Source organism: Pararhizobium sp. PWRC1-1 (assembly GCF_049897905.1).
GTDB lineage: Bacteria > Pseudomonadota > Alphaproteobacteria > Rhizobiales > Rhizobiaceae > Pararhizobium.
The window spans coordinates 169,154-195,591 of the sequence record NZ_JAFCXE010000010.1; the positions used below are offsets into that span (position 1 = coordinate 169,154).

The 26,438-nt window shown below is 59.0% G+C and carries 33 protein-coding genes and 4 tRNA genes; 10 read left to right on the forward strand and 27 right to left on the reverse strand.

Features of this window, described 5'->3' with window-relative positions; genetic code table 11:
* Positions 1–16: 16 nt before the first annotated feature.
* Positions 17–1,423 (reverse strand): Si-specific NAD(P)(+) transhydrogenase, encoded by a 1,407-nt coding sequence (gene sthA / locus ACP7E0_RS17055; RefSeq protein WP_113315754.1) that lies wholly within the window; start codon positions 1,421–1,423, stop codon positions 17–19.
* A gap of 240 nt (positions 1,424–1,663) precedes the next feature.
* Between sthA and ACP7E0_RS17060 the strand changes: the two genes are divergently transcribed.
* Complete coding sequence (locus tag ACP7E0_RS17060; protein WP_426126228.1) at positions 1,664–2,737, forward strand: magnesium and cobalt transport protein CorA; 1,074 nt, start codon at positions 1,664–1,666, stop codon at positions 2,735–2,737.
* Between the two features lie 12 nt (positions 2,738–2,749).
* On the opposite strand, the gene radC is transcribed toward ACP7E0_RS17060, so the two are convergent.
* Genes radC through phaC form a run of 4 tightly spaced genes read right to left on the reverse strand, consistent with a single transcriptional unit; the run spans position 2,750 to position 7,005 of the window.
* Positions 2,750–3,541: a RadC family protein gene (gene radC, locus ACP7E0_RS17065; protein ID WP_426126229.1), complete on the reverse strand. Its 792-nt coding sequence runs from the start codon at positions 3,539–3,541 to the stop codon at positions 2,750–2,752.
* A gap of 8 nt (positions 3,542–3,549) precedes the next feature.
* Positions 3,550–4,377: a type I methionyl aminopeptidase gene (gene map / locus ACP7E0_RS17070; protein ID WP_426126230.1), complete on the reverse strand. Its 828-nt coding sequence runs from the start codon at positions 4,375–4,377 to the stop codon at positions 3,550–3,552.
* 30 nt (positions 4,378–4,407) lie between these two features.
* Positions 4,408–5,127 (reverse strand): DNA/RNA nuclease SfsA, encoded by a 720-nt coding sequence (sfsA, locus tag ACP7E0_RS17075; protein ID WP_426126231.1) that lies wholly within the window; start codon positions 5,125–5,127, stop codon positions 4,408–4,410.
* A gap of 24 nt (positions 5,128–5,151) precedes the next feature.
* A complete protein-coding gene (gene phaC / locus ACP7E0_RS17080; RefSeq protein ID WP_426126232.1) occupies positions 5,152–7,005 on the reverse strand; it encodes a poly(3-hydroxyalkanoate) polymerase subunit PhaC in 1,854 nt (617 codons plus the stop codon).
* A gap of 174 nt (positions 7,006–7,179) precedes the next feature.
* Here phaC and ACP7E0_RS17085 point away from each other — a divergent pair, with 174 nt between their 5' ends.
* The 4 genes from ACP7E0_RS17085 to recJ all read left to right on the forward strand — a co-directional run bounded on the left by ACP7E0_RS17085 (position 7,180) and on the right by recJ (position 12,187).
* Positions 7,180–7,518 carry an SHOCT domain-containing protein gene (locus ACP7E0_RS17085; RefSeq protein ID WP_426126233.1) on the forward strand — a complete coding sequence of 113 codons (339 nt, stop codon included), beginning with the start codon at positions 7,180–7,182 and terminating at the stop codon, positions 7,516–7,518.
* 122 nt (positions 7,519–7,640) lie between these two features.
* Positions 7,641–8,858: an LL-diaminopimelate aminotransferase gene (locus tag ACP7E0_RS17090; protein ID WP_426126234.1), complete on the forward strand. Its 1,218-nt coding sequence runs from the start codon at positions 7,641–7,643 to the stop codon at positions 8,856–8,858.
* Positions 8,859–8,938: 80 nt separating this feature from the next.
* Positions 8,939–10,261 carry a homoserine dehydrogenase gene (locus tag ACP7E0_RS17095; RefSeq protein WP_426126235.1) on the forward strand — a complete coding sequence of 441 codons (1,323 nt, stop codon included), beginning with the start codon at positions 8,939–8,941 and terminating at the stop codon, positions 10,259–10,261.
* A gap of 123 nt (positions 10,262–10,384) precedes the next feature.
* Positions 10,385–12,187 carry a single-stranded-DNA-specific exonuclease RecJ gene (gene recJ, locus ACP7E0_RS17100; RefSeq protein ID WP_426126236.1) on the forward strand — a complete coding sequence of 601 codons (1,803 nt, stop codon included), beginning with the start codon at positions 10,385–10,387 and terminating at the stop codon, positions 12,185–12,187.
* 56 nt (positions 12,188–12,243) lie between these two features.
* On the opposite strand, the gene ACP7E0_RS17105 is transcribed toward recJ, so the two are convergent.
* From ACP7E0_RS17105 to ACP7E0_RS17125, 5 genes are all read right to left on the reverse strand, one after another.
* Positions 12,244–12,318: transfer RNA gene (locus ACP7E0_RS17105), tRNA-Glu, on the reverse strand.
* Between the two features lie 188 nt (positions 12,319–12,506).
* Positions 12,507–12,581, reverse strand: a tRNA-Glu gene (locus ACP7E0_RS17110).
* 137 nt (positions 12,582–12,718) lie between these two features.
* Entirely contained in the window at positions 12,719–14,047 is a 1,329-nt protein-coding gene (locus ACP7E0_RS17115; RefSeq protein WP_426126237.1) for a D-Ala-D-Ala carboxypeptidase family metallohydrolase, read from the reverse strand.
* 95 nt (positions 14,048–14,142) lie between these two features.
* A complete protein-coding gene (locus ACP7E0_RS17120) occupies positions 14,143–14,364 on the reverse strand; it encodes a hypothetical protein (protein ID WP_426126238.1) in 222 nt (73 codons plus the stop codon).
* A gap of 120 nt (positions 14,365–14,484) precedes the next feature.
* Positions 14,485–14,925: a VOC family protein gene (locus tag ACP7E0_RS17125; protein WP_426126239.1), complete on the reverse strand. Its 441-nt coding sequence runs from the start codon at positions 14,923–14,925 to the stop codon at positions 14,485–14,487.
* Between the two features lie 198 nt (positions 14,926–15,123).
* Here ACP7E0_RS17125 and ACP7E0_RS17130 point away from each other — a divergent pair, with 198 nt between their 5' ends.
* The 5 genes from ACP7E0_RS17130 (at position 15,124) to ACP7E0_RS17150 (ending at position 17,053) form a co-directional block, all read left to right on the forward strand.
* Entirely contained in the window at positions 15,124–15,702 is a 579-nt protein-coding gene (locus tag ACP7E0_RS17130; protein ID WP_113315763.1) for a cold-shock protein, read from the forward strand.
* Positions 15,702–16,187 (forward strand): DUF192 domain-containing protein, encoded by a 486-nt coding sequence (locus tag ACP7E0_RS17135; protein ID WP_426126241.1) that lies wholly within the window; start codon positions 15,702–15,704, stop codon positions 16,185–16,187. Before ACP7E0_RS17130 ends, ACP7E0_RS17135 begins: the two co-directional genes overlap by 1 nt.
* A gap of 108 nt (positions 16,188–16,295) precedes the next feature.
* Positions 16,296–16,372, forward strand: a tRNA-Pro gene (locus ACP7E0_RS17140).
* A 256-nt stretch (positions 16,373–16,628) separates the two neighbouring features.
* Positions 16,629–16,934 (forward strand): ETC complex I subunit, encoded by a 306-nt coding sequence (locus ACP7E0_RS17145; RefSeq protein ID WP_426126243.1) that lies wholly within the window; start codon positions 16,629–16,631, stop codon positions 16,932–16,934.
* A gap of 42 nt (positions 16,935–16,976) precedes the next feature.
* Positions 16,977–17,053: transfer RNA gene (locus tag ACP7E0_RS17150), tRNA-Arg, on the forward strand.
* A gap of 61 nt (positions 17,054–17,114) precedes the next feature.
* Here the strand turns inward: ACP7E0_RS17150 and ACP7E0_RS17155 are convergent.
* The 17 genes from ACP7E0_RS17155 to ACP7E0_RS17235 form a co-directional block, all read right to left on the reverse strand.
* A complete protein-coding gene (locus tag ACP7E0_RS17155) occupies positions 17,115–18,149 on the reverse strand; it encodes a tyrosine-type recombinase/integrase (protein WP_426126245.1) in 1,035 nt (344 codons plus the stop codon).
* Entirely contained in the window at positions 18,149–18,325 is a 177-nt protein-coding gene (locus ACP7E0_RS17160) for a hypothetical protein (RefSeq protein WP_426126247.1), read from the reverse strand. Before ACP7E0_RS17160 ends, ACP7E0_RS17155 begins: the two co-directional genes overlap by 1 nt.
* Complete coding sequence (locus ACP7E0_RS17165) at positions 18,322–18,750, reverse strand: HD domain-containing protein (protein WP_426126249.1); 429 nt, start codon at positions 18,748–18,750, stop codon at positions 18,322–18,324. Before ACP7E0_RS17165 ends, ACP7E0_RS17160 begins: the two co-directional genes overlap by 4 nt.
* Positions 18,747–19,559, reverse strand: a complete 813-nt coding sequence (locus tag ACP7E0_RS17170) for a hypothetical protein (RefSeq protein WP_426126251.1) — start codon at positions 19,557–19,559, stop codon at positions 18,747–18,749. Before ACP7E0_RS17170 ends, ACP7E0_RS17165 begins: the two co-directional genes overlap by 4 nt.
* Positions 19,556–19,975, reverse strand: coding sequence for a DUF968 domain-containing protein (locus tag ACP7E0_RS17175; RefSeq protein WP_426126253.1), 420 nt, complete (start codon positions 19,973–19,975; stop codon positions 19,556–19,558). Before ACP7E0_RS17175 ends, ACP7E0_RS17170 begins: the two co-directional genes overlap by 4 nt.
* The gene (locus ACP7E0_RS17180) at positions 19,975–20,310 is read right to left on the reverse strand and encodes a hypothetical protein (protein WP_426126254.1); all 336 of its coding nucleotides are present in this window, start codon (positions 20,308–20,310) and stop codon (positions 19,975–19,977) included. Before ACP7E0_RS17180 ends, ACP7E0_RS17175 begins: the two co-directional genes overlap by 1 nt.
* Complete coding sequence (locus tag ACP7E0_RS17185) at positions 20,307–20,639, reverse strand: hypothetical protein (protein WP_426126255.1); 333 nt, start codon at positions 20,637–20,639, stop codon at positions 20,307–20,309. Before ACP7E0_RS17185 ends, ACP7E0_RS17180 begins: the two co-directional genes overlap by 4 nt.
* On the reverse strand, positions 20,639–20,839 hold the full coding sequence (locus tag ACP7E0_RS17190) for a hypothetical protein (protein ID WP_426126257.1): 201 nt from the start codon (positions 20,837–20,839) through the stop codon (positions 20,639–20,641). The genes ACP7E0_RS17185 and ACP7E0_RS17190 overlap by 1 nt, the downstream gene beginning before the upstream one ends.
* A complete protein-coding gene (locus ACP7E0_RS17195) occupies positions 20,836–21,108 on the reverse strand; it encodes a hypothetical protein (protein WP_426126259.1) in 273 nt (90 codons plus the stop codon). The genes ACP7E0_RS17190 and ACP7E0_RS17195 overlap by 4 nt, the downstream gene beginning before the upstream one ends.
* Before the next feature lie 62 nt (positions 21,109–21,170).
* The gene (locus tag ACP7E0_RS17200) at positions 21,171–21,587 is read right to left on the reverse strand and encodes a hypothetical protein (RefSeq protein WP_426126260.1); all 417 of its coding nucleotides are present in this window, start codon (positions 21,585–21,587) and stop codon (positions 21,171–21,173) included.
* A gap of 2 nt (positions 21,588–21,589) precedes the next feature.
* Positions 21,590–22,252, reverse strand: coding sequence for a lambda exonuclease family protein (locus ACP7E0_RS17205; RefSeq protein ID WP_426126262.1), 663 nt, complete (start codon positions 22,250–22,252; stop codon positions 21,590–21,592).
* On the reverse strand, positions 22,245–23,021 hold the full coding sequence (locus ACP7E0_RS17210) for an ERF family protein (RefSeq protein WP_426126263.1): 777 nt from the start codon (positions 23,019–23,021) through the stop codon (positions 22,245–22,247). Before ACP7E0_RS17210 ends, ACP7E0_RS17205 begins: the two co-directional genes overlap by 8 nt.
* Positions 23,022–23,031: 10 nt before the next feature.
* Positions 23,032–24,108 carry a hypothetical protein gene (locus ACP7E0_RS17215; RefSeq protein WP_426126264.1) on the reverse strand — a complete coding sequence of 359 codons (1,077 nt, stop codon included), beginning with the start codon at positions 24,106–24,108 and terminating at the stop codon, positions 23,032–23,034.
* Between the two features lie 185 nt (positions 24,109–24,293).
* A complete protein-coding gene (locus ACP7E0_RS17220; RefSeq protein WP_426126266.1) occupies positions 24,294–24,611 on the reverse strand; it encodes a hypothetical protein in 318 nt (105 codons plus the stop codon).
* A 5-nt stretch (positions 24,612–24,616) separates the two neighbouring features.
* Positions 24,617–24,814, reverse strand: a complete 198-nt coding sequence (locus tag ACP7E0_RS17225; protein WP_426126267.1) for a hypothetical protein — start codon at positions 24,812–24,814, stop codon at positions 24,617–24,619.
* Positions 24,811–25,041, reverse strand: coding sequence for a hypothetical protein (locus ACP7E0_RS17230; protein WP_426126268.1), 231 nt, complete (start codon positions 25,039–25,041; stop codon positions 24,811–24,813). The genes ACP7E0_RS17225 and ACP7E0_RS17230 overlap by 4 nt, the downstream gene beginning before the upstream one ends.
* A gap of 493 nt (positions 25,042–25,534) precedes the next feature.
* Complete coding sequence (locus ACP7E0_RS17235) at positions 25,535–26,263, reverse strand: DUF3800 domain-containing protein (RefSeq protein WP_426126270.1); 729 nt, start codon at positions 26,261–26,263, stop codon at positions 25,535–25,537.
* Between the last annotated feature and the right edge of the window lie 175 nt (positions 26,264–26,438).

A 26,438-nucleotide genomic window follows, 5' to 3' on the forward strand; every position in this document is an offset into this window, starting at 1 on the left:
CGATCTGGAGCCGTCCTCACACCTTCGGCGCGATTTCGCCCATCCGGTTGCCAGCATCAAGGCCGGCAATCTTGTAGGCTTCGGCAAGCGTCGGGTAGTTGAAGGTGTTTTCGACGAAATATTCGACGGTGCCCTTCAGGTTCAGCACGGCCTGGCCGATATGGACAAGCTCGGTAGCACCTTCGCCGACAATGTGCACACCGAGCAGGCGCCGCGTCTTCAGCGAGAAGATCAGCTTCAAAAGCCCGGAATCCAGCCCCATGATGTGGCCGCGCGACGTCTCGCGGAAGCGGGCGATGCCACATTCATAAGGAATGCCGCGTTCTTTGACCTCTTCCTCCGTCAGGCCGCAGGTCGAGATTTCCGGTACGGCGTAGATGCCGTAGGGGAAGAATTTCGGTGGTTCCTTGGCGATAGCACCGACGGCAACGCGCGCCGCGATGCGGCCCTGTTCCATCGAGGTGGAGGCAAGGCTCGGGAAGCCCACGACGTCGCCTGCCGCATAAATGTTGGGAACCGATGTCTGAAAGGTCTCGGGGTTGACGCTGAGGCGGCCACGACTGTCGGCCTGAAGGCCTGCAGCCTCCAGGTTGAGCGAATCGGTAGCGCCCATGCGGCCGGCGGCAAACAGCACCATTTCGCAGATGATGACGCGGCCGCTATCAAGCTTGATCGAGCATTTGCCGTCCGGCGTCCGCTCTACCTTTTCGGCCTTTTGCCCAAGGTGCAGCTTCATGTTGCGGTCGCGCAGCTGATAGGTGAAGTCCTCGACGATTTCCTTGTCGATGAAATCGAGCATGGTGGATTTGGGATCGATCAGCGTCACCTGCGTATCCAGCGCGCTGAAGATCGTCGCATATTCGATGCCGATGACGCCGGCGCCGATCACGGCCATGGAGCGCGGCAGGTCCTGGATTTCAAGCAGCTCGTCGCTATCGAGCACCGTCTTTCCGTCGAAGGGAATGTAGTCCGGGCGAAACGGCTTCGTGCCGACCGCAAGCAGGATGCTGGTGGCGGAAACCTGGATGATTTCACCGTCTTCCTTCAGAATCTGCATCGTCTGCGGATCGATGAAACTCGCCTTGCCGCGAATATGCTGAACGCGGTTGCGGGCGAACTGATGTTCCAGAACCTCGACCTCGTGATCAAGGGTGATCAGCAGGCGGCGGCGCAGATCCTCTGCGCTGATCTCTTCCTTGACACGGTAGGCGCGTCCGTAAAAGCCGCGCTCGCGCCAGCCGGTGAGGTTGAGTGCGGTTTCGCGAAGGGTTTTGGAGGGGATTGTACCGGTATGCACCGAGACGCCGCCGACACGCTTTCCCTGTTCGATGACAAGAACCTTCTTGCTCAGCTTGGCGGCCTGGATGGCGGCCCTGCGTCCTGCAGGTCCACTGCCGACAACCACGAGATCGTACTGGTTCATGTCGCGTTTCCGATGATGGAGGAGAATCATTGTGCGTTGCGACAAATGTCGCCCGCAAGCGTCTATATCGTCAATCTTACAGTTTAATAAAGCCTTTGGAACAGGCCCAGGCTTCCGATGCTTATTTTACCAAAAGGGATTATATTGAGCCGAAGCAATGTGCTGGTCGCGGCAAGGAGAACGCTTTCAGCACTATGTCGACAGACCGGCACTGTCCGGTTTGCATGATGGGAGGTTACCATGGCTTTGCAGGAAGCAGAAGGCAGGCACGGCAGCGAGACAGCAGCATCGCCCGATACCGCCCCCGATACCGGCAATGCGCCGCCTGTCAAACCGCGCAGCCGCCCCGGCGTTGTTGCTGCCGCAGTCTATGAGCATGGCCAGCGCATTCGCGATATCGAGATCAAGGACGCGCATATGTGGAAGGGCCGCGACAATGCGGTCATCTGGATTGGCCTGCATGAGCCAGATGATGCGCTGTTGCGGGAAGTGCAGGCGGAATTCGGTCTGCATGAGCTGGCCATTGAAGATGCGGGCCATGCCCATCAGCGTCCCAAGCTGGAAATCTACGGTGAGGCCATCTTCGTCGTGGCGCGCACAGCGCATATGATGGGCGATGAGATTGTCTTTGGCGAAACCCATCTGTTCGTCGGCCGCGGCTATGTCGTCTCAGTGCGCCATGGACCATCGACATCCTACAACCTGGTCCGGCAACGCTGCGAGGCTTCGCCGGCGGCGCTGGCGCACGGCGAGAACTACATTCTCTATTCGATCCTCGATTTCATCGTCGACAATTACATGCCCGTCGTTGAAGGCATCCATGCGGAGGTTGAGGAACTTGAGGAGCGGCTACTGCGCGAGCGATTGGACAAGAAAGATATCGAGCGTCTCTATTTCCTGCGCCGCAGCCTGCTGCGGCTGCGCAATGCCGTCGTTCCCTTGGTCGATGTGTGCCGGCGGCATGAGCATCTCGATCTGCCGGGCATGGACGCGACGCTGCATGCGCTGTTCCGCGACGTGACCGATCATGTCCGGCGGGTGCAGGAGGATATCGACACGTTGCGCGAGGTGCTGGCCTTCACCTTCGAAGCCAGCCTGATGATCGGCCAGTCGGAGCAGACCGAAATTTCCCGAAAGCTCGCATCCTGGGCCGCGATCCTTGCGGTCCCGACGGCCATTGCCGGTATCTACGGGATGAATTTCGACGACATGCCGGAATTGAAGTTCAAGTACGGCTACTTCGTCGTCCTGGCGCTGATCCTGTTTATCTGCAGCATGCTCTACCGCATGTTCCACCGGGCGAAGTGGCTCTGAGCCAGTATTCGATCAGATCAGCCGCAGTCCTTTCAGGCTGGCGTGCCCGTCCTTGCCGATGATGATGTGATCGTGAACGGTGATCCCCAGCGGTTTTGCCGTGTCGACGATCATCTTGGTCATCTCGATATCGGCGCGCGACGGAGTCGGATCCCCTGATGGATGATTGTGGACGAGAATAAGGGCGGTCGCCGACAACTCAAGGGCACGCTTGACCACTTCACGCGGATAGACCGGCGTGTGATCGACGGTGCCAGTCTGCTGCACTTCATCGGCAATCAGCGCATTGCGCTTGTCGAGAAAGAGAATGCGGAACTGTTCCCGGGTCTCGTGCGCCATGGCGGCATGGCAATAGTCGATCACCGATGACCAGGAGGCCAAGACCTGCTTGCCTTTGAGCTCGCTCTTGAGTGTCCGGTGGGCAACGGTCGAGATCAGCTTCAGGTCGAAGGCCACGGTCTCGCCGATTCCCTTCACTTCCTGCAGCAAGGCCGGGGAAGCGCCAAAGACGCCGGCCAGTGTTCCGAAGCGTTCAAGCAGCGCCTTGGCGATGGGTTTGGTATCGCGGCGGGGGATCAGCCGGAAGAGCAGCAGCTCAAGGATTTCATAGTCGGCCAGCGCCGTGTCGCCGTGGTCCTTGAAGCGTGTCCGCAGGCGGTCACGATGACCGTGATAGTGGGCATCGTCCTGTTGCGCTGCTGGTATCGTCAGCGCGCGCCGTTTCGATTGCTGTTCGGCGAAATAGCCCCTCTCATCAGGCGGTTGTGAATGGTCACCGTCGAAAGAGAAAGGGGGCTTGCTCATTGACAACCCTATGCTGGCAGGCCTGGACGGTCGAGGCCGCCCGGCGACAGGGTGAAAATCTCGCAGCCGGTGGCGGTAACGCCCACAGCATGTTCGTATTGCGCCGACAGCGACCGGTCGCGGGTAACGGCGGTCCAGCCATCGGCCAGAACCTTTACATGCGGCCGGCCCAGATTGATCATCGGCTCGATGGTGAAGATCATGCCTTCGCGCATTTCCGGGCCTTCATTGGCGCGGCCATAGTGCAGGATGTTCGGCGCATCATGAAATAGGCGGCCGACGCCGTGGCCGCAGAAATCGCGCACCACCGAACAGCGTTCGGCTTCGGCAAAGGTCTGGATGGCTTCGCCGATGGCACCGGTGCGCGCGCCGGGCTTGACGGCGGCAATGCCGCGCATCAGGCATTCATGGGTGACTTCGAGCAGCCGCTGGGCCGCCCGCTTGATTTCGCCGACCGGATACATCCGGCTGGAATCGCCGTGCCAGCCGTCGATAATGTAGGTGACGTCGATGTTGACGACATCACCTTCGCGCAACGGCTTTTCGTTGGGAATGCCGTGACAGACGACGTGGTTGATCGATGTGCAGGACGACTTGGTATAGCCGCGATAGTTGAGTGTCGCGGGCAGGGCGCCGTGATCCATGCCGAAGTCGAACACGAAACGATCGATCTCGTCGGTGGTTACTCCCGGCTTGACGCGGCTTGCCAGTTCGTCGAGGCAGCGTGCCGTGATCTGGCAGGCGCGCTTGATCCCGGTAAAATCCTCGGGCGTATAGAGGCGGATAACGCCGGTATTCTTGTAGGGCGCTGACGCTGCCTCGATATAGGTGACCATTACAATACTTTCAGTTGCCTTTCATCAATGTCATAGATCAGCACAGGCGGGTTCGTCTATCGGGATCAGCCCGTCAGCCGCAATTTGCTGCGGCGAAACCCGGCATTTGACGGCGAAGGTCTCAACCCCGCGCTGCAGCGCCCGGCGAAAAGCCTTGGCATAAACCGGGTCGAGATCGTAGCATATCCTGAACGTGGCGCAGTCGTCCCGCTGGATCAGGTAGATCATGATGCCGCGATGGCCTGCCTCGACCATGTCGCCCAGTTCTTCCAGATGCTTCGCGCCCCGCGCCGTCGGGCTATCTGGAAACTCGGCCAGGCCGGGTGTGCGGCTGAAATGCACGTTCTTGACTTCGATATAGGCGCGCCCGCGCGCCGGATCGCTGAGCAAAATGTCTATGCGGGAATTGCGGCCATATTTCTGTTCGCGCTGCACGGTTGAATAGAGATGAAAGTCGCCAACCTGTCCCGCCTTGATGGCCTCTTCCGCCAACCTGTTTGGCAAGCCGGTATTGATGCCGACGACGGTGCCGCCGACATCGACCATTTCGAACATGTGCTGATATTTGCGCGTCGGACTGTCATGCTCGGAAAGCCAGATCCGCGAACCGGGTGTCGTCAGCCCGCGCATCGATCCGGTATTGGGGCAGGAGCCGGTGATCGTGCGCCCATCCTCAAGCACGGCATCGAAGAGAAAGCGTTTGTAGCGCTGAATGAGGACGGCGGGCACCAGTGGCCTGTCGAAGAGCATGAAGTGTCGGTGTCCGTTGTTTGATCAGGCGCGCGCACGGACATAGGAGCCCGGCGCTTCTTCCAGAGAATTGAGTTGCCCGCCTGTCTTTCGCGCCGGCACGCGTTCGCCTTCGAGCGCTTCGATCCATGACTGCCAGTGAGGCCACCAGGAACCCGGCGTTTCGTTGGCCGACTTCACCCAGTCGTCGAAATCGCCCGTGGCCGGGCCGCCGGTCCAGAACTGGTATTTGCCCCTGTCCGGCGGATTGACGACGCCAGCGATATGGCCGGAGCCGGACATCACATAGGTGACCTCGCCGCCGAAAAACTGGCTTCCGACGAAGACCGATTTTGCCGGGGCGATATGGTCTTCCTTGGTGGCAAGATTGTAGATCGGGATATTGACGTCACCGAGAGAGATCGTCTTTCCCGCCAGCACCATCGCACCCTTGGTCAGGTTGTTGTGAAGGTAACAATTGCGCAGATAGAAGGAATGGTTGGCCGCCGGCATCCGGGTGGAGTCGGAATTCCAGTAGAGCAGGTCGAAGGCCGAGGGTTCCTGGCCTTTCAGGTAGTTGTTGACGAAATAGGGCCAGATGAGATCCGACGCCCGCAGCATGTTGAAGGCCATCGCCATCTTCGAGCCGTCGAGATAGCCGGTCTCCTTCATCTTCTCTTCCATCTGGGCGATTTGCTCCTCGTCGGCAAAGACTTTGAGGTCACCGGCATGGGTGAAATCGACCTGCGTGGTAAACAGCGTGGCAGAACGGATGCGGGTGTCGCCTTCCTGCGCATGCAGGGCAAGCGTCGCGGCAAGCAGGGTGCCACCGACGCAGTAGCCGATCGCATTCACGTCCTCTTCGCCGGTCGCCTGGCGGATAGTGTCGAGCGCAAAGCCGATGCCTTCACGGGCATAGGATTCCCAACCCTTGCCGGCGTGGCGTTCATCCGGATTGACCCAGGAGATGACGAAGACGGTATGGCCCTGATCAACAGCCCATTTGATGAAGGATTTTTGCGGGTTGAGGTCGAGAACGTAGAACTTGTTGATCCATGGCGGGCAGATCAGAAGCGGCCGCTTCAGCACTGTCTCTGTAGATGCATCATATTGCAGGACCTGGCAGACATCGCTCTGGGCGATCACCTTGCCGGGCGTGATCGCGATGTTTTCGCCGACCGCAAACTTGCTGACATCCGTCTGGCGCAGTTTCAGGTCGCCCTTGCCGGCAACGATGTCCTCGGCCAGCATCTGCATGCCCTTGACGAGATTGGCGCCGCTGGATGCGACCGTTTCGCGATAGAGTTGCGGATTGGTGGTAACGAAATTGGCAGGCGACAGTGCGCTGGAAATCTGGCGCACGTAGAAGGCAGCCTTGTGTTTGGTATGGTCGTCGAGGCCTTCGGCATCGCGCACCATCCGGTCAGCCCAGTTGGAGGTGATGAAATAGGCCTGGCGCAGGAAATCGAAGAACGGATTGGCGACCCAGTCGGCATCGGAAAATCGCTTGTCGTTGCGCGGCACGTCATCGGGATCGCTGACCGTCTCGCCGCCCATCCTCTGCATCGTGCGCGTCCACATGGAGAAGAAGCTGCCCATCAGGTAGGTCTGGGCTTCAAGCGTGCGTCGTGGATCGGAGAGCCAGTATTCGGAGACTTTGGAGAGGGTCTTGACCATGTCGACCATCGGGTCGGCGGCCATGTTAATCTTCTCGCCGCTTTCGCGGGGGGCAAGCCATGCGGACGCCGCCTTGCCGAGCTGCTCGACCGTACGGGCGAGATTGATCGTAAAGGCTTCAGGGTCCTTGACGATGTAGGGATCGACGGATTTCGGGTCGAAACCGGGAAAACCATCCGTGCTGGCGCCGGTCTGGCCCTCGGCCTTCCTGTCTTCTGCCACCCAGTTTCCTCCACAGATGTTTGTTTGTTTTGTCTTTTTACATTCTGCCTTAAAATGATTACAAGTGCCAGCGCATGTTGGACTCGGGGCATATTGGCTGCCCGCCGGTTTCGGTTAGAGTTCAAACCAAAAGTGCCGGGCAGGGGCGAGATGACGAAGTCGGGGAAAGCAGTGATGACGCGGATGGTAACGGCCTTTGGAATGGCAGGTTTGGTGCTTGCTCTTGCCGCGTGCAGTTCGACAAAAGTCGAAGAGCAACCATCCATCTATTCCGCCACCATGGCCAAGCCCATTCCCGCCGATGTCTATCCCGTCATCGAAGGAAAATTGCCGGCTGCCAGCGCCCAGATGAGCAACGAAGAGGCTGCAAGCCAATCGGCGCGGCTGACGGCGCTTGGGGCTGCCCGTTCATCGGGAAAAATCTCCGAAGCGGAATATCAGCGCCGCCTGAAGGAGCTACAGCTGCTGGCTGCCAATCACGGTGCCGATACGCTGAAGCAGATACAGAAATAGCGCTTGCGTTTCGGCTGATTTGGACGCAAAGCGTTTCATGGCCGCGTGGGCCTGATTGCACCGCGCGCGTTTCCTTGCACGCATGAATCCTGCACGGGGACGGCGCAAGACGAGGTTTAGAGATGGAAGAGTTTCACAAAGTCCGGCGTCTGCCGCCTTACGTTTTCGAACAGGTCAACCGTTTGAAAGCCAGCGCGCGAGCGGGTGGAGCTGATATCATCGACCTCGGCATGGGCAATCCGGACCTTCCGACGCCGCAGTCAATCGTCGATAAGCTGTGCGAAGCCGTCCAGGACCCGCGCACGCACCGCTATTCGTCCTCCAAGGGCATTCCGGGCCTTCGCCGCGCGCAGGCCGCCTATTATGCCCGCCGTTTTGGCGTCAAGCTCAACCCAGATACCCAGGTCGTGGCGACGCTCGGTTCCAAGGAAGGCTTCGCCAATATGGCGCAGGCGATCACCGCCCCAGGCGACGTGATCCTGTGCCCGAACCCGACCTACCCGATCCATGCCTTCGGCTTCCTGATGACCGGCGGCGTCATCCGCTCGATTTCGGTCGAGCCGGATGACACGTTCTTCCCGCCGCTCGAGCGGGCGATCCGCCATTCGATCCCGAAGCCCATCGCGCTGGTCATCAACTATCCGTCCAACCCGACGGCGCATGTGGCAACGCTCGATTTCTACAAGGAAGTCGTCGCCTTCGCGAAGAAGCATGACATCGTCATTCTATCGGATCTGGCCTATTCGGAAATCTATTTCGACGGCGTGATGCCGCCGTCTGTTCTAGAAGTTCCGGGCGCGATGGACAACACGGTCGAGTTTACCTCGATGTCGAAGACATTCTCCATGCCCGGTTGGCGCATGGGCTTTGCCGTCGGCAACGAACGCCTGATCGCAGCCCTGACGCGGGTCAAGTCCTACCTCGACTACGGCGCCTTCACGCCGATCCAGGTGGCGGCGACCCATGCGCTGAACAGCGATGGCTCGGATATTGCCGAAGTGCGCAATATCTACAAGCGCCGTCGCGACGTGCTGGTCGAAAGCTTCGGCAAGGCCGGCTGGGACGTGCCGCCTCCGGCAGCCACGATGTTTGCCTGGGCGAAGATCCCGGAAAAGTTCCGTCATCTCGGTTCGCTGGAATTCTCCAAGCTTCTGGTCGAAAAGGCCGATATCGCTGTGGCGCCCGGTATTGGGTTCGGTGAACAGGGCGACGACTATATCCGCATCGCGCTGGTTGAAAACGAACACCGGATTCGTCAGGCCGCCCGTAGCCTCAAGAAGTTTCTCTCGACAGCCGACGATACGTTGCACAACGTCATCTCGCTGAACGCTCACCGCTGAGGCACCGGATTTTCCGGTACCCCTCAAAATCTGCTCCGCCGTTTCAGGCGGAGCGTTCTCGATATGTTAGGAATAGTTGTATGGCAGATGCCCTTAAAATCGGCATTGCGGGCTTGGGAACTGTTGGTGCCTCGCTCGTGCGTATTCTCCAGGAGCGCCACGAGGCGCTGGCGACGACATGCGGCCGGGCCATCGAAATCACCGCCGTCACGGCACGCGACAGGAATCGCGATCGCGGCGTCGATATTTCCGCAATCGACTGGCATGCCGATGCGCTTTCGCTGGCCCAGACTGCCGATATCGACGTGTTCGTCGAACTGATAGGCGGTGCCGGCGAACCGGCTTTGTCCGCCGTCAAAGCTGCCTTGTCGCGCGGCGTGCACGTGATCACCGCCAACAAGGCGCTGCTGGCCGCTCATGGCATTGCGTTGGCCGGGTTGGCTGAAGAGCATGGCGCGCTATTGAACTACGAAGCGGCCGTCGCCGGTGGCATTCCTGTGATCAAGGCGCTGAGGGAATCGCTGACGGGCAACACGATTTCCCGCGTCTATGGCATTATGAACGGCACCTGCAATTACATCCTCACCAAGATGGAGAAGGAAGGACTGTCGTTCGAGGCCTGCCTCAAGGAAGCGCAGCGCCTGGGTTATGCCGAAGCCGATCCGGCCTTCGACATCGAGGGCAGCGACACAGCCCACAAGCTGTCGATCCTCACCAGCCTTGCCTTCGGAACGGCGATCGCTGCCGATGATATCTATCTCGAAGGCATCACCAATATCTCGATCGACGATATCCATGCGGCGGCCGATCTCGGCTATCGCATCAAGCTGCTCGGCGTTGCCCAGCGCACCGACAGTGGGATCGAACAGCGGGTGCATCCGACCATGGTGCCACTCGATTCGGTGATTGCGCAGGTTGACGGCGTGACCAATGCGGTGGCGATCGAATCCGACATTCTCGGCGAATTGCTGATGGTCGGACCGGGTGCCGGCGGCAATGCGACGGCGTCCGCGGTGCTCGGCGACATCGCCGATCTCGCCAAGAGCCGCCCGGGCGCCCAGCATGTGCCGGCGTTCGGCCGTCCCGTTACGGCGCTGTTGCCTTACAAACAGGCGCAGATTCAGAGCCATGAGGGCGGATACTTCATTCGCTTGAAGGTTCTCGACAAGACCGGCGTGTTCGCAAGCATCGCAACGCGCATGGCCGAAAATCGGATTTCGCTGGAATCCATCGTTCAGCATTCCAAGCAGCACGTTGAGACCGGCGAACCGCAGACGATCATTCTCGTCACCCACGCGACGACTGAAGACTCGGTCCGCAAGGCGGTCGCCTCGATCAAGGGGGAGGGCTATCTCGTTGGCGAGCCGCAGGTCATCCGCATCGAACGGCCGAAGACGGCTTGATCCGAAATCGCAGATGAATGTCTTGCGGCCCCATCCGGTTCATATCCGGGTGGGGCCGTTTTCGTTGCGGTTTGCGCCTGATGCAAAACCCGCGTACGTACGGTCAAAAATCATGGGTGTACGATGAGTGATGTGCCAGATCCCGTCCAACGGGCGTTTCTCAATGTCGAGCGTTCGGTCAGCGGCCAGCGCTGGGTGTCGCGGCTGGATCAGGCCGGGCAAAATCGTGCGCTGGCCATCAGCCAGGTTCATGGCTTTTCCGACCTCATCGCCCGGGTTCTGGCCGGGCGCGGCGTGACGATGGACGATGCGGTCGCATTCCTCGACCCGACTATCCGCTCGCTGATGCCGGACCCCGATACGCTGACCGATTGCAGCAAGGCCGCCGCCCGCATCATCGCCGCAATCAAGTCGCGCGAAAAGGTCGCCATTTTCGGGGACTACGATGTCGACGGGGCAGCGTCCTCGGCGCTGATGTTCCGGTTCCTGCGCCATTTCGGTGTCGATGCGGAAATCTATATTCCCGACCGGATTTTCGAAGGTTATGGCCCCAATCCCACTGCGATCAATCAGCTGATCGACAATGGAGCCCGATTGATCGTCACTGTGGATTGCGGCTCGACCAGCCACGAATCGCTTGCTGCTGCCGGAGCGCGGGGCATCAATGTCGTTGTTATCGACCACCATCAGGTCGGCGCGGAACTGCCGCCCTGCGTGGCTCTGGTCAATCCGAACCGCGAGGACGATCTGTCGGGACAGGGGCATCTCTGCGCGGCCGGTGTCGTCTTTCTCGTTCTCGTCAACGCTGTGCGCCTGTTGCGCGAAGCCGGTGACAAGCGCGTCGCCTCCTTTGATCTGCTCGCCTTGCTGGACATCGTAGCGCTGGCAACCGTCTGCGACGTGGTTCCGCTCAAGGGCCTGAACAGGGCCTATGTGGTCAAGGGTCTGGTCGCCGCACGGCACATGCAGAACCCGGGCCTCTCAGCGCTGTTTCGCAAGGCAGGTCTCGGGGGGCCGGTCACACCCTATCATTTCGGCTTCCTGATCGGCCCGCGAATCAATGCGGGTGGACGGATCGGCGATGCCGCACTTGGTAGCCGTCTGCTTACGCTGGAGGACGAAGGCGCCGCTGAAGAGATCGCTGCAAAACTCGACGAACTCAACCGCGAACGCCAGGTCATGGAGGTCGCCATGCTGGCTGAGGCGGAAGCCGAAGCGCTGGCGGAATACGGCAATGGCGAATCGGCCTCGATCATCGTCACGGCTCGCGAAAACTGGCATCCGGGCATTGTCGGCCTTCTGGCGGCACGCCTGAAAGAAAAATTCCGCCGTCCGGCCTTTGCGATCTCGTTCGATGCGAATGGCAAGGGAACGGGGTCTGGCCGCTCGATCAGCGGATTCGACATCGGCAAGATTGTTCGCGCGGCGGTCGATAACGGTCTTCTGGTCAAGGGCGGTGGCCATGCGATGGCGGCCGGCCTGACTGTCGAGCGCGCCAATCTCGGCAAGCTGCGGAATTTCTTCGACGAGAAAGCGCAGAATATCGTCAAGGACCTTGTTTCGGCCGAAACGCTGAAGATCGATGGCGCTTTGGGTGCTGCCGGTGCCAATCTGGCGCTGATCGATCAGTTGGAGCAGGCAGGCCCATATGGGGCAGGGCATCCGCAGCCCATCTTTGCGCTGCCGGCGCATCGCTTGCGCGATTCGCGCCAGGTCGGCGCCAACCATGTGAAAGTGACGCTGGAAGGCCAGGATGGCTCGAGGATCGAAGGCATCGCATTCCGCGCGCTGGAGACGCCGCTGGGCGACTTGCTGCTGTCTGAGCGTGGCACGTCGCTGCATGTGGCCGCCTCGATATCGGCCGACCTGTGGCAGGGAACACGCCGCGTGCAGTTGCGGGTGATCGACGCTGCAAAGGCGTTTTGAGCGGCCGTTACCGGCGTCTCATGTTCATGCTTCAATGTGGGGGAATTGGAAAACCATGGTACGCCCTAGGGGAGTCGAACCCCTCTTCCCAGAATGAAAATCTGGTGTCCTAACCGATAGACGAAGGGCGCATCAGTGGTGTGGGCGTCTTATAGTCAGACACGCTGAATGCTGCAAGCGCTAAATCATGTTTTTTCAAGGATTTTTCGCAGTAAAAACAGCAGTAAAACAAAGGGAATTTATGTCGCCCAAACCGGCCGGCGCCAATGCGTTTTCGCGGGCGGACGGGGCATATTTTTTCTGTCAGGGAGGTTCACAATGGTACGCCCTAGGGGAGTCGAACCCCTCTTCCCAGAATGAAAATCTGGTGTCCTAACCGATAGACGAAGGGCGCAGCCGTTGTGTGGGCGTCTTATAGTCAGGGGTTTTGAATACCGCAAGCGGCAAATTTCATTTTCCTGTAAAAAAGTTCTGATAGAGCGAAATTTCTTTCATTTTACGATAATATTAAGCAAAAACAGTATGTTGATATCAGATTCTGCGGCGGCGGCAGCGCCAATTCCAGTCGCGGGACTCGCCGGTGTCGATATGAACCGATTCCGTGTGACAGTAAGTTCCGACCCCGCCACGTCCCGGGATTGTTCGGAGATACTCTGCCAGATCCCATTTGCTGACGCCGGGCACCTGAATGTCGGCTGCCTGGCAGGTCGTGTGAAGCGAATGGCGGCTTCCACCAGCCCTGGCATTGTGTTTCAAATCCCGCAGGCCTGATGTCACCATCACTTGGCGGCCGTAATGGGTCTCTACGACTTTCAAAACGCGCAGCAGATCAGGCTGGAAACAGCCGGTCTCGACCTTCTCGGTTTGCAGCCACAGGCCATTCGGTGCAAGACGCGCCAGGCCAGACAGGGAGGCTACTTCGACTGCCGGGCTTTCGTCGTCATGTGCCGGTTCGGAATCCTCGACAGTCGCAAACATTGATGTTGTGCGCACGCCGGGCAAATCCGTGAAGCCGAGTGCGGCGATCTGCCGGGGTTTGGCATCGGTAACACCAAGCGTTTTCTGGGCCGGCGCCTTGGAGAATCGATCGCCATTGAACTGGTTGCGATTCTTGCGTTTGGCCGCGAATAAGCTGGCCAGTGTCAGGGGCTGCTCAGCATTATCCGATTGATTGCCGTCATTAGGCACTTTTCCCGAATCGGCAAGAATAACCGGGGCACTGTTGATGATCTCCGCTGATGCAGTCTGTACCGCGGCGGGCTGTTGCATATGACCGGCACGCATGCCGTCACCGCTTGAGGGTATCGGTACCGCAACAGGCAAAGGTGTGCCGCCGGCGCCCATCCCGGCGCTTGCCACCTGTTGTGTTGCCGCGGCAGTGCCTTCGGCATTGCTCGCGCCTTCCAGCGGAAGTGGCGTCGGATTGACCGGCGGCTGACCACTATTGAAGAGGCTGTTGCTGGCAGGGTTGACGCCGGTCTGCTGTCCTGCGGGCAGGGGAGCGTTTCCCTGCGTTTGATCAACCGCATTGGGCGTCTGGACGGAAAAGATGCTGCTGGATGTCGCCTTGAGCCCGGTGCTTTGCATTGTCAACGAGGCCGGCTGTCCGGTCCCGGCGGCAGGAACCATAGCGGTTGCTTGCGCCGGGTAAGCGGCGGTCTGCTGCTGCCCATTGGCTCCGACAGCAGCAACCTGCTGATCGGTATAGCCGGCCGGCGCTGCCGCATCGGCCGAGGCGACGACCGGCACCACGTCTTCAGCCGCCTGGGCAGCATCAGCCGTTTCCTTTGCGGCTGAGACGCAGCCGGAGAGGGTCAGAACGGAAACAGTCAGGGCGAGCGCGCAGCTAAAACCGCGCATAGTCGCTGCTTTGTGCAGAACATGACGCAACGTTGTATCCCCACTCAATGCGGGCCGGGCGGCATCTTCTGCCGTCATGGCCTTTCATCAGGAAGTCACAAACCAAATTGCCGCCGCGCGCCTTGGAGGGCCATGCGCGCCGCTTTTTTCGGTTTGACCGGTTCAACCGGAAACAGGAATGAGCGCCAGCTCGAAGCGGCAGTGCAGATCCTGATCCCCTTAACGTTTCGTTCAAACATTAATGAACGCTCCGTTGTTTGTAAACCTGCGCTGACGCAGGCGGTTTTCTTTGCCGGGCTTCCCGAGGGGCTCGCCATTGGGCGATCCACACTTGATCGGATCAGATTGATCCGGAATGAACCAGGCGATATCCAACTCCAGACCGCCAGCGGCGATGGAAAGAAAGCAAGATATCGCCCGTCCACATTGCGCGGGGCTTACCAGGCGCCGGTATTGCCCATCGAGGCCCACGGCTCCTGCGATTGCAGGTTTTCGCCCTTCTGCAGGATCTCGATTGAAATGCCGTCCGGCGAGCGGACGAATGCCATGTGGCCGTCGCGTGGAGGCCGGTTGATAATGACGCCGTTGTCCATCAGGTGCTGGCAGGTCGCGTAGATATCATCGACCTCATAGGCAAGGTGTCCGAAGTTGCGCCCACCTGTATAATCCTCTGTGTCCCAGTTGTAGGTCAGCTCCAGACAGGGCGACAATTCAGCCTTCGCGTGGTCGAGATCACCCGGTGCAGCCAGGAAAACCAGGGTAAACCGGCCCTTTTCATTCTCGTATCGCCGGATTTCCTGAAGACCAAAAAGCTTGCTCCAGAAATGAAGTGAGGCGTCCAGATCTTTGACGCGAACCATCGTGTGCAGATAACGCATTGTAATATCCCTGTTTTGCTGAAGATGCGCTATATTTAGCTGACAACCAGCCAGAGGCAAGGCTCGCAGGGTAACGTCCATCGACGGCAAATTTCATTCGAGGGCTTGCGCAATTGCGGCAGGACGATGTTATTCTCCCTGTCAAGAATCAGTTAACCGTAATGAGTGTGACGCGTAATCGAGGGGCTGGGCAAGGTAATGGCGGACAGGATTTCAACGAAGGGCGTAACGCCGGATGAGGATTTCGGCAGCGATGCGCTTGATCTGGTTGAAATCACCGGTGTCATCAAATGGTTCGATGTCGCCAAGGGCTTTGGCTTCATCGTACCGGACAACGGCATGCAGGATGTTCTGGTCCATGTCACCTGCCTGCGCCGCGACGGTTACCAGACGGTGCTTGAGGGCGCCCGCGTCGTGGCCCTGATCCAGAAGCGCGATCGCGGCTACCAAGCCTTTCGCATCCTTTCCATGGATCAGTCGACCGCTGTTCATCCGTCGCAATTGCCCCCGGTCAAAACGCACGTTCAGGTGACGCCGACCAGCGGCCTGGAGCGTTGCCTCGTCAAGTGGTTCAACCGCACCAAGGGCTTCGGCTTCCTGACGCGCGGCGATGGTACAGAAGATATCTTCATTCACATGGAAACTCTGCGTCGTTTCGGACTTACCGAACTGCGTCCAGGACAGACCGTTCTGGTTCGTTTCGGCGATGGCGACAAGGGCCTGATGGCGGCCGAAATCCATCCGGACGTGCCGGCGCCGGCTGGGCGCGCACATTGATGAGGGCGCGTTTTCAGCGCTTTTCCGGAAGCGCCCTCGTGGCGCTTTTTTTGTGCCTTGTTCCGTTTTGTGCCACAGCGGCGGATATCACCTTCGACACCGCGCCACTCACTATCGTCACATCCGGTGGCCAGATCCACAAGTTCACCGTAGAATTGGCGGTCGATGGCGATCAGCGCGCTCATGGACTGATGGACCGTCGCCACATGCCGCGTGATCGCGGCATGCTGTTTGATTTCGCTCAAACGCGTCAGGTGATGATGTGGATGAAGAACACGTATCTGCCGCTGGACATGCTATTCATCAACAAGGATGGCAAGGTCGAGACGATCAAGGAAAATGCCGTTCCGCTCTCGGAAGCGATTATCGATTCGCGGGTGCCTGTAGCGTTCGTGCTTGAACTCAACGGTGGGACCGTTCGCCGCCTCGGCATCGCGCCGGGTGATGTTGTCGATAACGCACGCATCTCCGCCACCACGCCCTGATCGGTCAAACCACCCGCCTGTGGGTGAAATCGCACTCCGGCTGGATTATGCAATTTAGGTGTTGCAGGGGCAGGGGGAAGCGTGTATCTCCCGGCCATCGACGGGTCACGGAGTGTAGCGCAGCCTGGTAGCGCATCTGGTTTGGGACCAGAGGGTCGGGAGTTCGAATCTCTCCACTCCGACCATCGAACTTTCCCTTCATAGTGGTGATTTGAGCAAACGGCGTTTACCGTCGTGCGCTTTTGCACCTGCCCAAATTTCCGCAGATGTGCTGCTACTGACGTCCAGCCGATTTTTGCTGCGAAACGCCACAGGCCTGCGAAATCGGACGATATGATGCCGGAAGGTCATTCCGTTTTAATCCAATCTGCGCTATGGGATTGCGCAGCGATCGGCAAGAGTGCGCCGGCGTGGTTGATGTATGCTGGAGCCCGCTTAAGAATGTCTGCGAAAATCTATCGACCCGCAAAAACTGCCATGCAGTCTGGTAAAGCCAAGACGCATTTGTGGGTTCTCGAGTTCGATCAGGAAACCCCGCGGACGATCGATCCGATCATGGGATATACGAGTTCGGCAGACACCCGCCAGCAACTCAAGCTGACATTCGAGACAGCCGAACAGGCTGTCGCTTACGCCGAGCGCAATACCATCGATTACCGCGTTATCGCGCCCAAGGAAGCAACCCGCAAAAGCGTCTCCTACAGTGACAACTTCCGCTTCAGCCGCACGCAGCCCTGGACGCATTGATCGAAGCGTGACTGTTTCCGGAGGCAACCACCTCCACCAAGCGGCCCCTTAGCTCAGCTGGATAGAGCACCTGCCTTCTAAGCAGGTTGTCGCAGGTTCGAGCCCTGCAGGGGTCGCCAATCATCTCCCTAAGCAATTGATTTCTTTCAAGGTGCGACCGCTAGGGGATTTGGGTGCGACTTACATTTTGTTCGCGAGCCGTTCCGATGCACCATGGGCGAGCTTTTTTTTGTCCGCCAGCCGCGTGTACATCTCAGCCATCGACAGTCTTGCCCAGCCATACATCGCCATCAGCTCATGCGCTGTCGATCCCTCGTTGGCGGCTATCGTTGCCCCGGCCTTCCGAAGGCCATGAGCGCGGCACACGTTCGGAAGGCCAGCTTCCACGCACCTGTCCCTAAACCAATTCCCGAACGAAGCCGGCGACGTGAACGGCTTCCCCGTCGATGTCGTCAGAAACGCCAGATCCCCGGTCGGCGTGGCATCGATTGATTCCTGCAGTTGTTTGAACACTGGCAGGAATACCCACTCCCCAGTCTTTCCAGTCCGAATCGATATCAGCCCGTCTTTCATGTGCTGCTTTCCAACTACGACCACATCGCCACGGCGAAGGCCTAGGAAAAGCAAGAGATCGATAGCGAGCCGCGCCCGCGTGCCAATCTTATGTTTGGCGCGATATTGCTCGACCTGTTCGACCGACCATGTGTGAAAACCGTCCGTCTTTACATTCACCTTCGTGACGCCGATCACCGGGTTGACGGATACGTGCTCGGCTTCCGTTGCCCACTTGAACAGGTGGCTGACTGCCTTCAAGAAATTGTTGGCAGCGTTCGGCGTGGCGGCACGCTTGTCCATGCCGCGCTTGATGTCTGACTTTTTGACCAGAGCGAACGGGTCGTTCTCATTCTTGGTGAATGCCTGAATGAGGATATTTTCGCGCTGCCGGCGCGTGGATGGCGCGAGGGACGCAAACGCCCCGCTGAGCTTGTACTGCTCGACCAACCATTTGAGGGAACCGGATTTGGATTTCGGCCGGGCCGGTTCCGGCGCCATAGATGAGCCGGTGAGCGCCTTTTCATAGGCGGCGTTGAATTCGGCTGTCCCATAGGTGTCCGGCAGCCGGATGCGCCGGCCGTTACGCTTGAAGTACCAGACCTTCTTTTTATGGCGGGTCTTCTCATGGGACAGGAACGGCTTGCGGCTCATGTCTTCCATCAGAGATCAAATTCTACCGGCGGCGCAACTGGTCGTATGCTGTGGATAGTGGGGATATCGGGTGCAACCCTGAGGATTCTCCCATTGACTTCTATTTCGACGCGCACGCCGTCCCGTTTGGCGATCTTGGCCATGCGCTTCAGGTCGGATTCTTTGATGAGAGCTGGAGCTGTCATTCCGTCGTTTCCTCCAGTAAAGCAAGCGCCAGTCGGTATTTGTCCGCGCGCTCGGTGGCTTTGTCGTCCGCGGGTAATCCTCGGTTCGGGTCGAGGTTGTCCCGGATGTCGGCTATCTTCACCGCACGAGCGATCGCGTTCGGCGCCAGCCGGCGGATGAAGTCGAAATAGTCCTCGTCGCTCCTACGGGTGAGCGCGGCAACAGCTATGACGATCTCCGGCTTGAACCCGAGCGTCCAGTACAGGTCGTCACAGGTGACGCGGGTGTCCTCGACCACATCGTGGAGGACGGCAACAATTCGCTCTTCATCGGTCTTCATGGCCAGCATGACGCGGAGCGGGTGAAGGATATACGGTTCGCCGGACTTATCGACTTGGCCGGCGTGGGCGTCGGTGGCGAGTTTGATTGCGGTGTCCAGGCTCATTGCGTCCGCTCCTTTGCGTTCACGAGGGCACCGAGGCGCTTCAGAACGCCATCGAGGGTCCCGTGAACGTCCTTATCTGCGACCTGGTTGCTCTCGATAGCGCCCATAGCATTGCGAACTGATTTTCGGATTGCGTCCAATTCGGCGATGACGAACTCGTTGTGCTGGTGCGCAATCTGAAGAGCTAGTTGCAGATGATCTGCGGGTACCAACTCCAACCCACCTATAGATATTGATGGAACATTAGTCATGTGTAATGAATTGCGGCTGCAAGACATGCCTTGAACGGGAGTATTGCAATGTCCGATGTAGATACCAGCAAGTGGGATATGGATGATCACGGGAATATCACGGCTTGTGGTCTGGTCGAATGGGGTGTCGCATCGTCCTGTGGGCAGGTTGTGTTGCGCATAGGCTACGTCCGCTCGCAACGCGAGCACGAGGTCTACATAGGTACAGACAATGCGCCGCACCAACTCCAAGTTTCGCTGTCGGTCCCCGCAGCGAAGGAACTGTCGATGCAATTGTCTAAATACGCTGAGTGGGTAGACCTTAAACTTCCGGCGGAAAATTTGCCCCACGGCGAATAAGGGCATCAGTTGATCTGAGGGCGCGGCGTCCGTGAAGCCGGACGTACCAGCCATTGGCAAGGCGGTGTAATCGGTCGCGCCATCGAAAGGAAACTGGGACCATTTACGGATACGCAGTGATCCGTCATCGCCGAGAGCCCAACTCACATAGGATGTCTGTGGCGCTTCGAACCTGGTGTCGCCCATGGCGCCAGATCCGATGTGTTCTTGCTCGTTCATACCTCATCCCTTGATTTCGGCAGCCGACCGGTCGCAGCAAGCCCAGACATGATCCGGGCGGCGCATAGCTCTGCGGCGTTATCGCTCTGATCGCAGTAGATGCCCCAAAGCGCGTTTGCGAGTTCGTGCGGGTTGATACCGCGGGCATCCCACCAAGCGCGCTCGTTGGCGCCGTGCTGATCGCGATGCGCGTCGGGATGAAGGGGCAGCGCGAAGCGGTCGGGTGCCTTGGTCTGCTTTCCTCGGCCGTAGTGCCCATGCCATGGGCTGGCGAATGAGACATGCGCGGCTTCGACGCCATACCGGCCGGTCACCGCGCACGGTAGTTCGTGGATGAAGGCGAGATAGCCTGCTTCCTTCTTGGCGCGCTTGGTCCTCACGGGATCACGCTGGATGTAGGCAATTCGGGAAGCCATTAAGCACCGCCTTTCGAAGCGGCGGGCGCCCGGTCCATTTGATAGCCAAGTCCAGACAGTCGGAGTTTCAACTGATGTTCTTCCGTAGCTCGCTTGGCGCGCTCCAGCGGAGACAGTTGTTCCACCGCGTTTGCTTTGATAGGCGGCGGGCCGAACTTCTCGAGATACTTCCGGGAATGTTTCGCCCAGACCTTCCGGCCCCAACTAGTCGAGCCTAACTCCCAAGGGCGAGCGGCGCGCAGCGCTTTCTTGCGGGTGGCGAGATCGGCGTCGGTCGGCAGGTTGCGGTGAACCTCGCCGATGGCGCTGGAAGCGGTTTTCTGCCAGTCGATCATGCGGGCACCGCCTGACCCAGAGCGACAAGCTCCGGTATCTGATCGGGCCATATCCACCAGACGGGAAATGCACCTTCCTCTTCCGCACGCCGAAAGTCGCCGCCGTTGGTAACGCGGCGGCCGAAGCTATCGAAGCAGATGGCGGTGAAGTGGTGACCTCGCCACCCTTTTCCTTCGCCGTGCTCGGTGTTCCGGTACTGCGGATGGCAGGTAAGCCACAACGAGGCCTTGTTCACCCACTGCTGGTGGCAGGTGAACTGCTGGCCCTCGAAAGGGGGAGCAATGCGGGTCATGCTCTTGACCGGTGTATTCATCGCTGTGGCGGCCATTACTTGCTCCTCCGAACGCCAAGCGCTTCGTGAATGTCCTGATAGTTTTCGGCTATGATCGGCTTTGTCGGCTTGTGCTGGCGACGGAGCGTGGCGATCTTCTGCTTTCGCTCTGCGACCGCGGGCAGGGCCTTAGCCAGCCGGCGTTTTGCGCGCCATGAGTTCCACGACTGGATTGCGATGAGCATAAGACGGTTCATGCGTCACCGCCAATTTCCACGGCAAGCGCCTGTCCTCGATCAGTGCAGCAGTAGCCGGAACCGGCCACACTGCCTTCATCGTCGAAAAGACCGCGATGAAACTCGGCCAAGCCCTTCCGAGCCAGAGCGCGCACAGTCCGCCGCACTTGATGAAGCTCAAGGGTTGATCGATCGGCGACCCCCTTGAACGAGAGGCACCAGCCCGCTTGGGATACGCCGGCGAGTGCGATCAATGCCTGTTTCTCTCTTTCGCTGACTTTGATGCTCATGACGCCCTCCGCTCTGCCTGCCGGTCGGAACCGGACCGCCCGCGATCTTCTGGATTGGTGAGCTAGATCCCCTGCGCCGAGTAATGCCGATGGATCGCATCCAGATATTGCTTGCTCTGCGCCGTGGTCATTAGCCGGGTAACTGGGAAGTCGAGCGGCATCATCATGAAGGCCAGCTTCTGTTCGTAGGACAGCGGCTTGACGTGTTCGTCATAGGCCTTGCAGAACGCCTCGTTCTCGGCGCGCAGGATCGGCACGCCAAGCATGAGCTTGCATTCGCCGCGGACTTCCTCGGCTGTCCGGTCGCCGAGTTGGTCGGCGACCTCGGTCATCCATTTCCGTTGCAGCTTGTTCTGCGGGTTCGTCCGGTACTTGCCATCCGTCATCGTGGTCGTGAACGGGGGCTTCCTCGCCCGGATCAACCGGATGAGGATATCCTTGTCGAGTTCGTTTGCTACGATGCGGTTGACGGTGCCCATGGTCAGCCAGCCATCAGCATCGAGGCTGCAGGATCCGCTTCGGCCGGTTCATAGAGACGGCGAAGCTTGGCGACCTTGCCGCGCACCTCGTTGATGAAGACGACCACTTCGCACTCAAGCTCGGCAATCACCGTTTCGTCGCGATAAACCCGCTGGCAAAAGAACTGCATGGATTCGGGCAAGCGAGGGTCGAAGGAAACGAAATCACACCACTTCCGCCCCGTGCATGCCATCTGCCACATCATCTGGGTGACGTATTTCGACGGCACGGCCTTGTTGAGCAGCGTTTCGATGTGGGTGTGCGTCTCGGGGCACTTGATTTCGAGAAGCCCTTCCACGTCCACGAGGCCGTCAGGAGATGCACCGCTGTCGGCGATCGTCGGGTGAAGCACGAAGGCGACCTCCGCAACATCGGTATCCCGATAGAACTCGTAAGCCTTGCGGGCATCGGGTTCCTTTTCGGTCCCCCATGCCATCGCGCCGTTGGTGAAGCGTTCGGCCGGTTGCCCGGTCAACCGCTCGGCGATCAGCTCACCGGCATATTTGGCTCGGGATGCCGACACGCCGGTCTTGGTCTTGGCGATAACGTCGGCGACGCGCGAGGCGGTGACCTTACCAGCCCGCAAGGCCAGCCATTCGGGAGATCCCTGAACGATATTATCCATTGGTGCGGTCCTTTTCGATTTTGCTTCTGAGCATGGAGACGGCGCCGGCGTAGTCCGCAGCAGCGATGTCTTCGAGCCGTTCGACCTTCCCCATGCGAAGGAAGCGGGCCATGTCGGCATTGGCGGCCTCGATAAGATCGCGGAGAGTGATCACCTGTTCTTCGGTGATAGTTCCTGCTGGTTCTTTCGGACGGTTCCCGTCGCGGTCGTCGCCCGTGCTGATATTGAAGAGCATGCAGAGCAAGTAGCGGCGGCCATAAGTGGCCGTGCTACCGAAAGCCTGAGTTCCGGTCTTGTTTACGCCGCCCTTGGCGCCAGCGCCGTCTACGGGGATTGCCCCGATGCCGTTACGGACGTAGCCGCCCGCGTGAGAGATTTCCCACTTGATCAGCAGTTCGCCCAGCTCGTTGTAGCCGTCCGGCTGGAACGACACGCCGAAGCCGTGAGCATAGATGACCGGCATGGCCTGCTCTTCGATGGCAGCGAGATCGGCATAGTTCGAATTGGTGTGGCTGTTGCGACGGTTCTTGACGACGACGGGCAATTCTTTCTGGCAGGCCGACATGGCCGCGAAATAGGCTGTCTTCGCCTCGTATTCCCGATCCTGGCGGAGTTGCTCTCGCTGGCGGTCTTCGTCCTGGTATTTCATCTCCAGCAGCTTTTCGAGGCGGTCCATGGGGACATTGGGGTCCATGAGGACGCGTTCGAACATGGCAACCATTGGCGCGGGAACGATGGTCGTTTCTTCGTGGCGTGCTAGGGCGTTCATTGCCTGCTCCTCAATATTTCAGGGTGACGTTGGGGATGGTGCCTTTGACCAAGGCGATGACGATCGACATTGCCTGCTCGTCAGCGATGCCAGAGCACTCGACGATGGCGTTGATGATCGAATTGTTGACCTTCTTCCGATGGTCGCGGTCGGCGTCCCTGCGGCGCTGGTCGGCCGCTTCGGCCTCCCGCTCGTCGGCGATCCGCTTGCGATCGGCTTCTACCTTGCGTTCGGCTTCAGCTGCGGCAGCGGCGATTTCGTCGTCGGCCCGCTTCTGAGCTTCTGCCGCTGCCTGTTCGGCATCGGCGATCCGCTGAGCGGCAACTCGTTCGGCCTGTGCGGCGGCCTCGGCAGCGGCGGCCGCGATGTCGTCCTTGCGCTTCTCTTCAGCCAGACGTTCGTCCTCGACACGCTTCGCCTCTGCGTCGGCAGCTTCATCGTCCGCACGGCGCTGGGCGTCCAGGCGATCACGCTCGGCCTGCGCCGCGCGGAGCTGTTCAAGTTCGGCCGCATCGGCTTCACGCCGTTCGGCAACGCTGATCAGACGATCCAAGGCGGCGAGGGCGTCTGTCTTGGCGAGCGAGGCCCGGTCTTGAAATTCGTCCCAAGCCTCGTTGACGACGACAGCCTCGACGGCATCGCGCATGTCTTTGAGGTCGCCGGATGGGTGATCGGCGGACATGGTGACGTAGGCGAGAAGAGCGTGGACCGCCCTTTGGTGCTTTTCGACCCGCGCTTCTTCGATCGTTTCCCAATCCGTCAACGGCTTCAGAAACGTCGTTCGCAGGCCGACGAGGCGTTCCTCGATCTTGTTGCGGGTTGCGTCCACCTTCTTCTTGTTGAGGCGCCACTCCTCGGTCAGGGCAAAGCCCTGCTTGTCGAGTGCCACCTTGGTCTTGGAAATCTTGTGGGCGAGGGATTTGATCTCGTCCCGGCCCTTCTTCGTCGAGACGTCGTGCTTATGCTCGTTCACCTTCTTCAGGATCGCGTCATAGAGCTTGTCGAACTCGGCTTCGTTGGTGAACGTGGCTACGTTCGGAACGGCCGGCAGCGAGATAATCAAGTCGGTGGATACTTCAGACGACATTAGACGTTCCTTTCAATGGCTGCCCGATGCTCAAGCCGTTCCTGCTGGACGGTTCCGAAGACAAGCAAGGCAAGGATGAGAGAGGCGAGGGCGACGGCTTCGATCCTTGTTCGGATCGCGCGGGCTGATTGCCGACGGCGTGAGCGGGATGAAGGGGCGGATGATCGGATCGGGGCGGGTCATGATCAAAAACCACCGTCCGTCGGTTCGCGCGGGAGGTCGCCGTTATCAATTCGACTGACCTGCATCGAACGTCCGTCCCGAGTTACGAGGAACATCGTTCGGCTCTTCATCACGTGATCGACGCGAGAATCCGTCACACCGTCCAACTCCATGCCGAAATCTTCGCTTTCAATCATCGCCTCGGCTTTCGCCTTGGCTGCATCGAGACTGTCGGCAATGAGAGTGACGCGAATTTCGCCCTCGACTGAAAAGCGGACCTCGTATTCGTTCGGCCGCTCGTTCTGTAAAAAGCCCGCTGCATTCCTGGTGAAGTTTGTCATCGGCGCTACTCCGCAGCGACGGCGAAGACTCGAGCCTTCATCCGTTCGTTTTCAGCCATGACGGTTTCATGAAGGCCGCTAAGACGCATGCGGGTGAGGTAAGCAGAGATTGCCGCCTCGACGCCCTTGTCGTTGCCCGGTTCGGCATTCCAGAAGGCTTCCATCGCGTCAAAGAGCGCGGACTTATCGAGAGCGACGGTCATGCCGCCACCTGCAGAGCATGGCGCTCAGACTGTGACGAGATCAGCATCTGAATGAGTTCGGTGTGCTTGCCGAGCGTCCAGCCAGCGGGCTTCCTCGACGAACGGACGTACTGCGCGCACTTACCCTGATGAAAGCGGATGTTCTCCGCGAGGTAGATCGAAGCCGCGCCGGGGCTGCGAGTGTTCGCCTCGTCGATGATCTTCTTTGCTGCTGCCTGGATGTCCATGTCTCAACTCCGGTGAAGCGGTTTGTTGAGAATGTTGTAGCGCGAATCGCTACGAATAGCAATGGTAATGTAGCGAGGATAGCTACATTTTTGTTGCGATCGGTTTTTGGATAACGTATCTGTCTCGGCAAGTGATGGGCGACCGGGTGCAATTCCCGAGCCGGTGAAGCCCCGGCGCGGGGGAGCGTGGGTCCCACTGTGCTGCCAGATAACGAGGTTCGATTAGCTGAGAGGCGTCATGCAATTCAGGATTAGTCCTGAGGGGTAGGGGAGCTTAGCTGTCTCCCTCCCTCCCTCTCATCAAGTTCAAGATAGAAAAACAACAATCATTGAAGGTAGAAAACTGGAGTACGAGGTACGCGTGAGTGTATTCGGTTGAACCAGAATCACTTGCTTGGTAGTCTCAACCTACTCCCGCAGGAGCGACCCCACTGCCTAGAGTAGTGTGGACCGTGAAAACCGGTGGCGCTTGCGCCTAGGCCCTGCGGGACCCCTATTTCAACTTACGATGCCAGATTGTGTATTTGTCCTTGATCCGGGTATCCCGGAAGGCGTCGCCCACTTGCGCGCGGTTCAACACATATTGGCTAAGATGATTTTTCGACGGAGAAGAACCCTCTTTGAGGTGGTGACCGTTGAGGCGATGCGAAACAGCACCGAGCAGAAGGTCCACCATCTGCAGGCAGAGAACTTCTTTCGAGTCGCGAAACTGAATTCGCCGAAACGGTAGCGGCCTGGAGTCGGCTGTTTTCTTACAGCCGTTGTTCAGGATTGTCTGGAGCTCATCAAGCGATGAGGTCGTATCTCGATGGTCAGCGTAGACGTGAAAAAGGGATTCGGGGTAAAGACGGGCGCATTTGAACAGGAGCTGGTAGACCTCCTTGTTGAAGCCTAGCTCTCTCGATCCGCCGTTATAGACGTGCTCTTTCCGCTTTGTGGTGTCGACGGCCATCGCGTGGAAGTGCAGCGGTTCATATTCTGCCACCGCGTCGAAAAAACAATCGATGACCAGCTTGTATGCGAACAGCTTCGCTGCCGAAACCTTCGTCCATTTCATCTCGCCGTTGGGCAGCTCCAGAGCTGTGGCATGGGTAATGTAACGTTCGAATAGCGACACAAACCGGTTGTCGAGCACAAGGCATCCGAAGGTGAGATATTTGTGTTTCGTCTGGCTGCTCTCATCCAGAAAAATCGTATACGTGCCTGGCGGGATAGGGGTCAACGTAGCTCCTACGACCGGCTAGACTTCGCCCGCTCACATGCCCGCTCGATGTCGGACGACGAGATCAGCCCCGCGAGAGCACAGTCATTGAGCATCAGCGTGTCGTCGGCGCTGAGCCGCCCCGCTGCAATCTCGCTGAGACGTCCCTGACACTCCCGAGGACTGACAGAGGCCC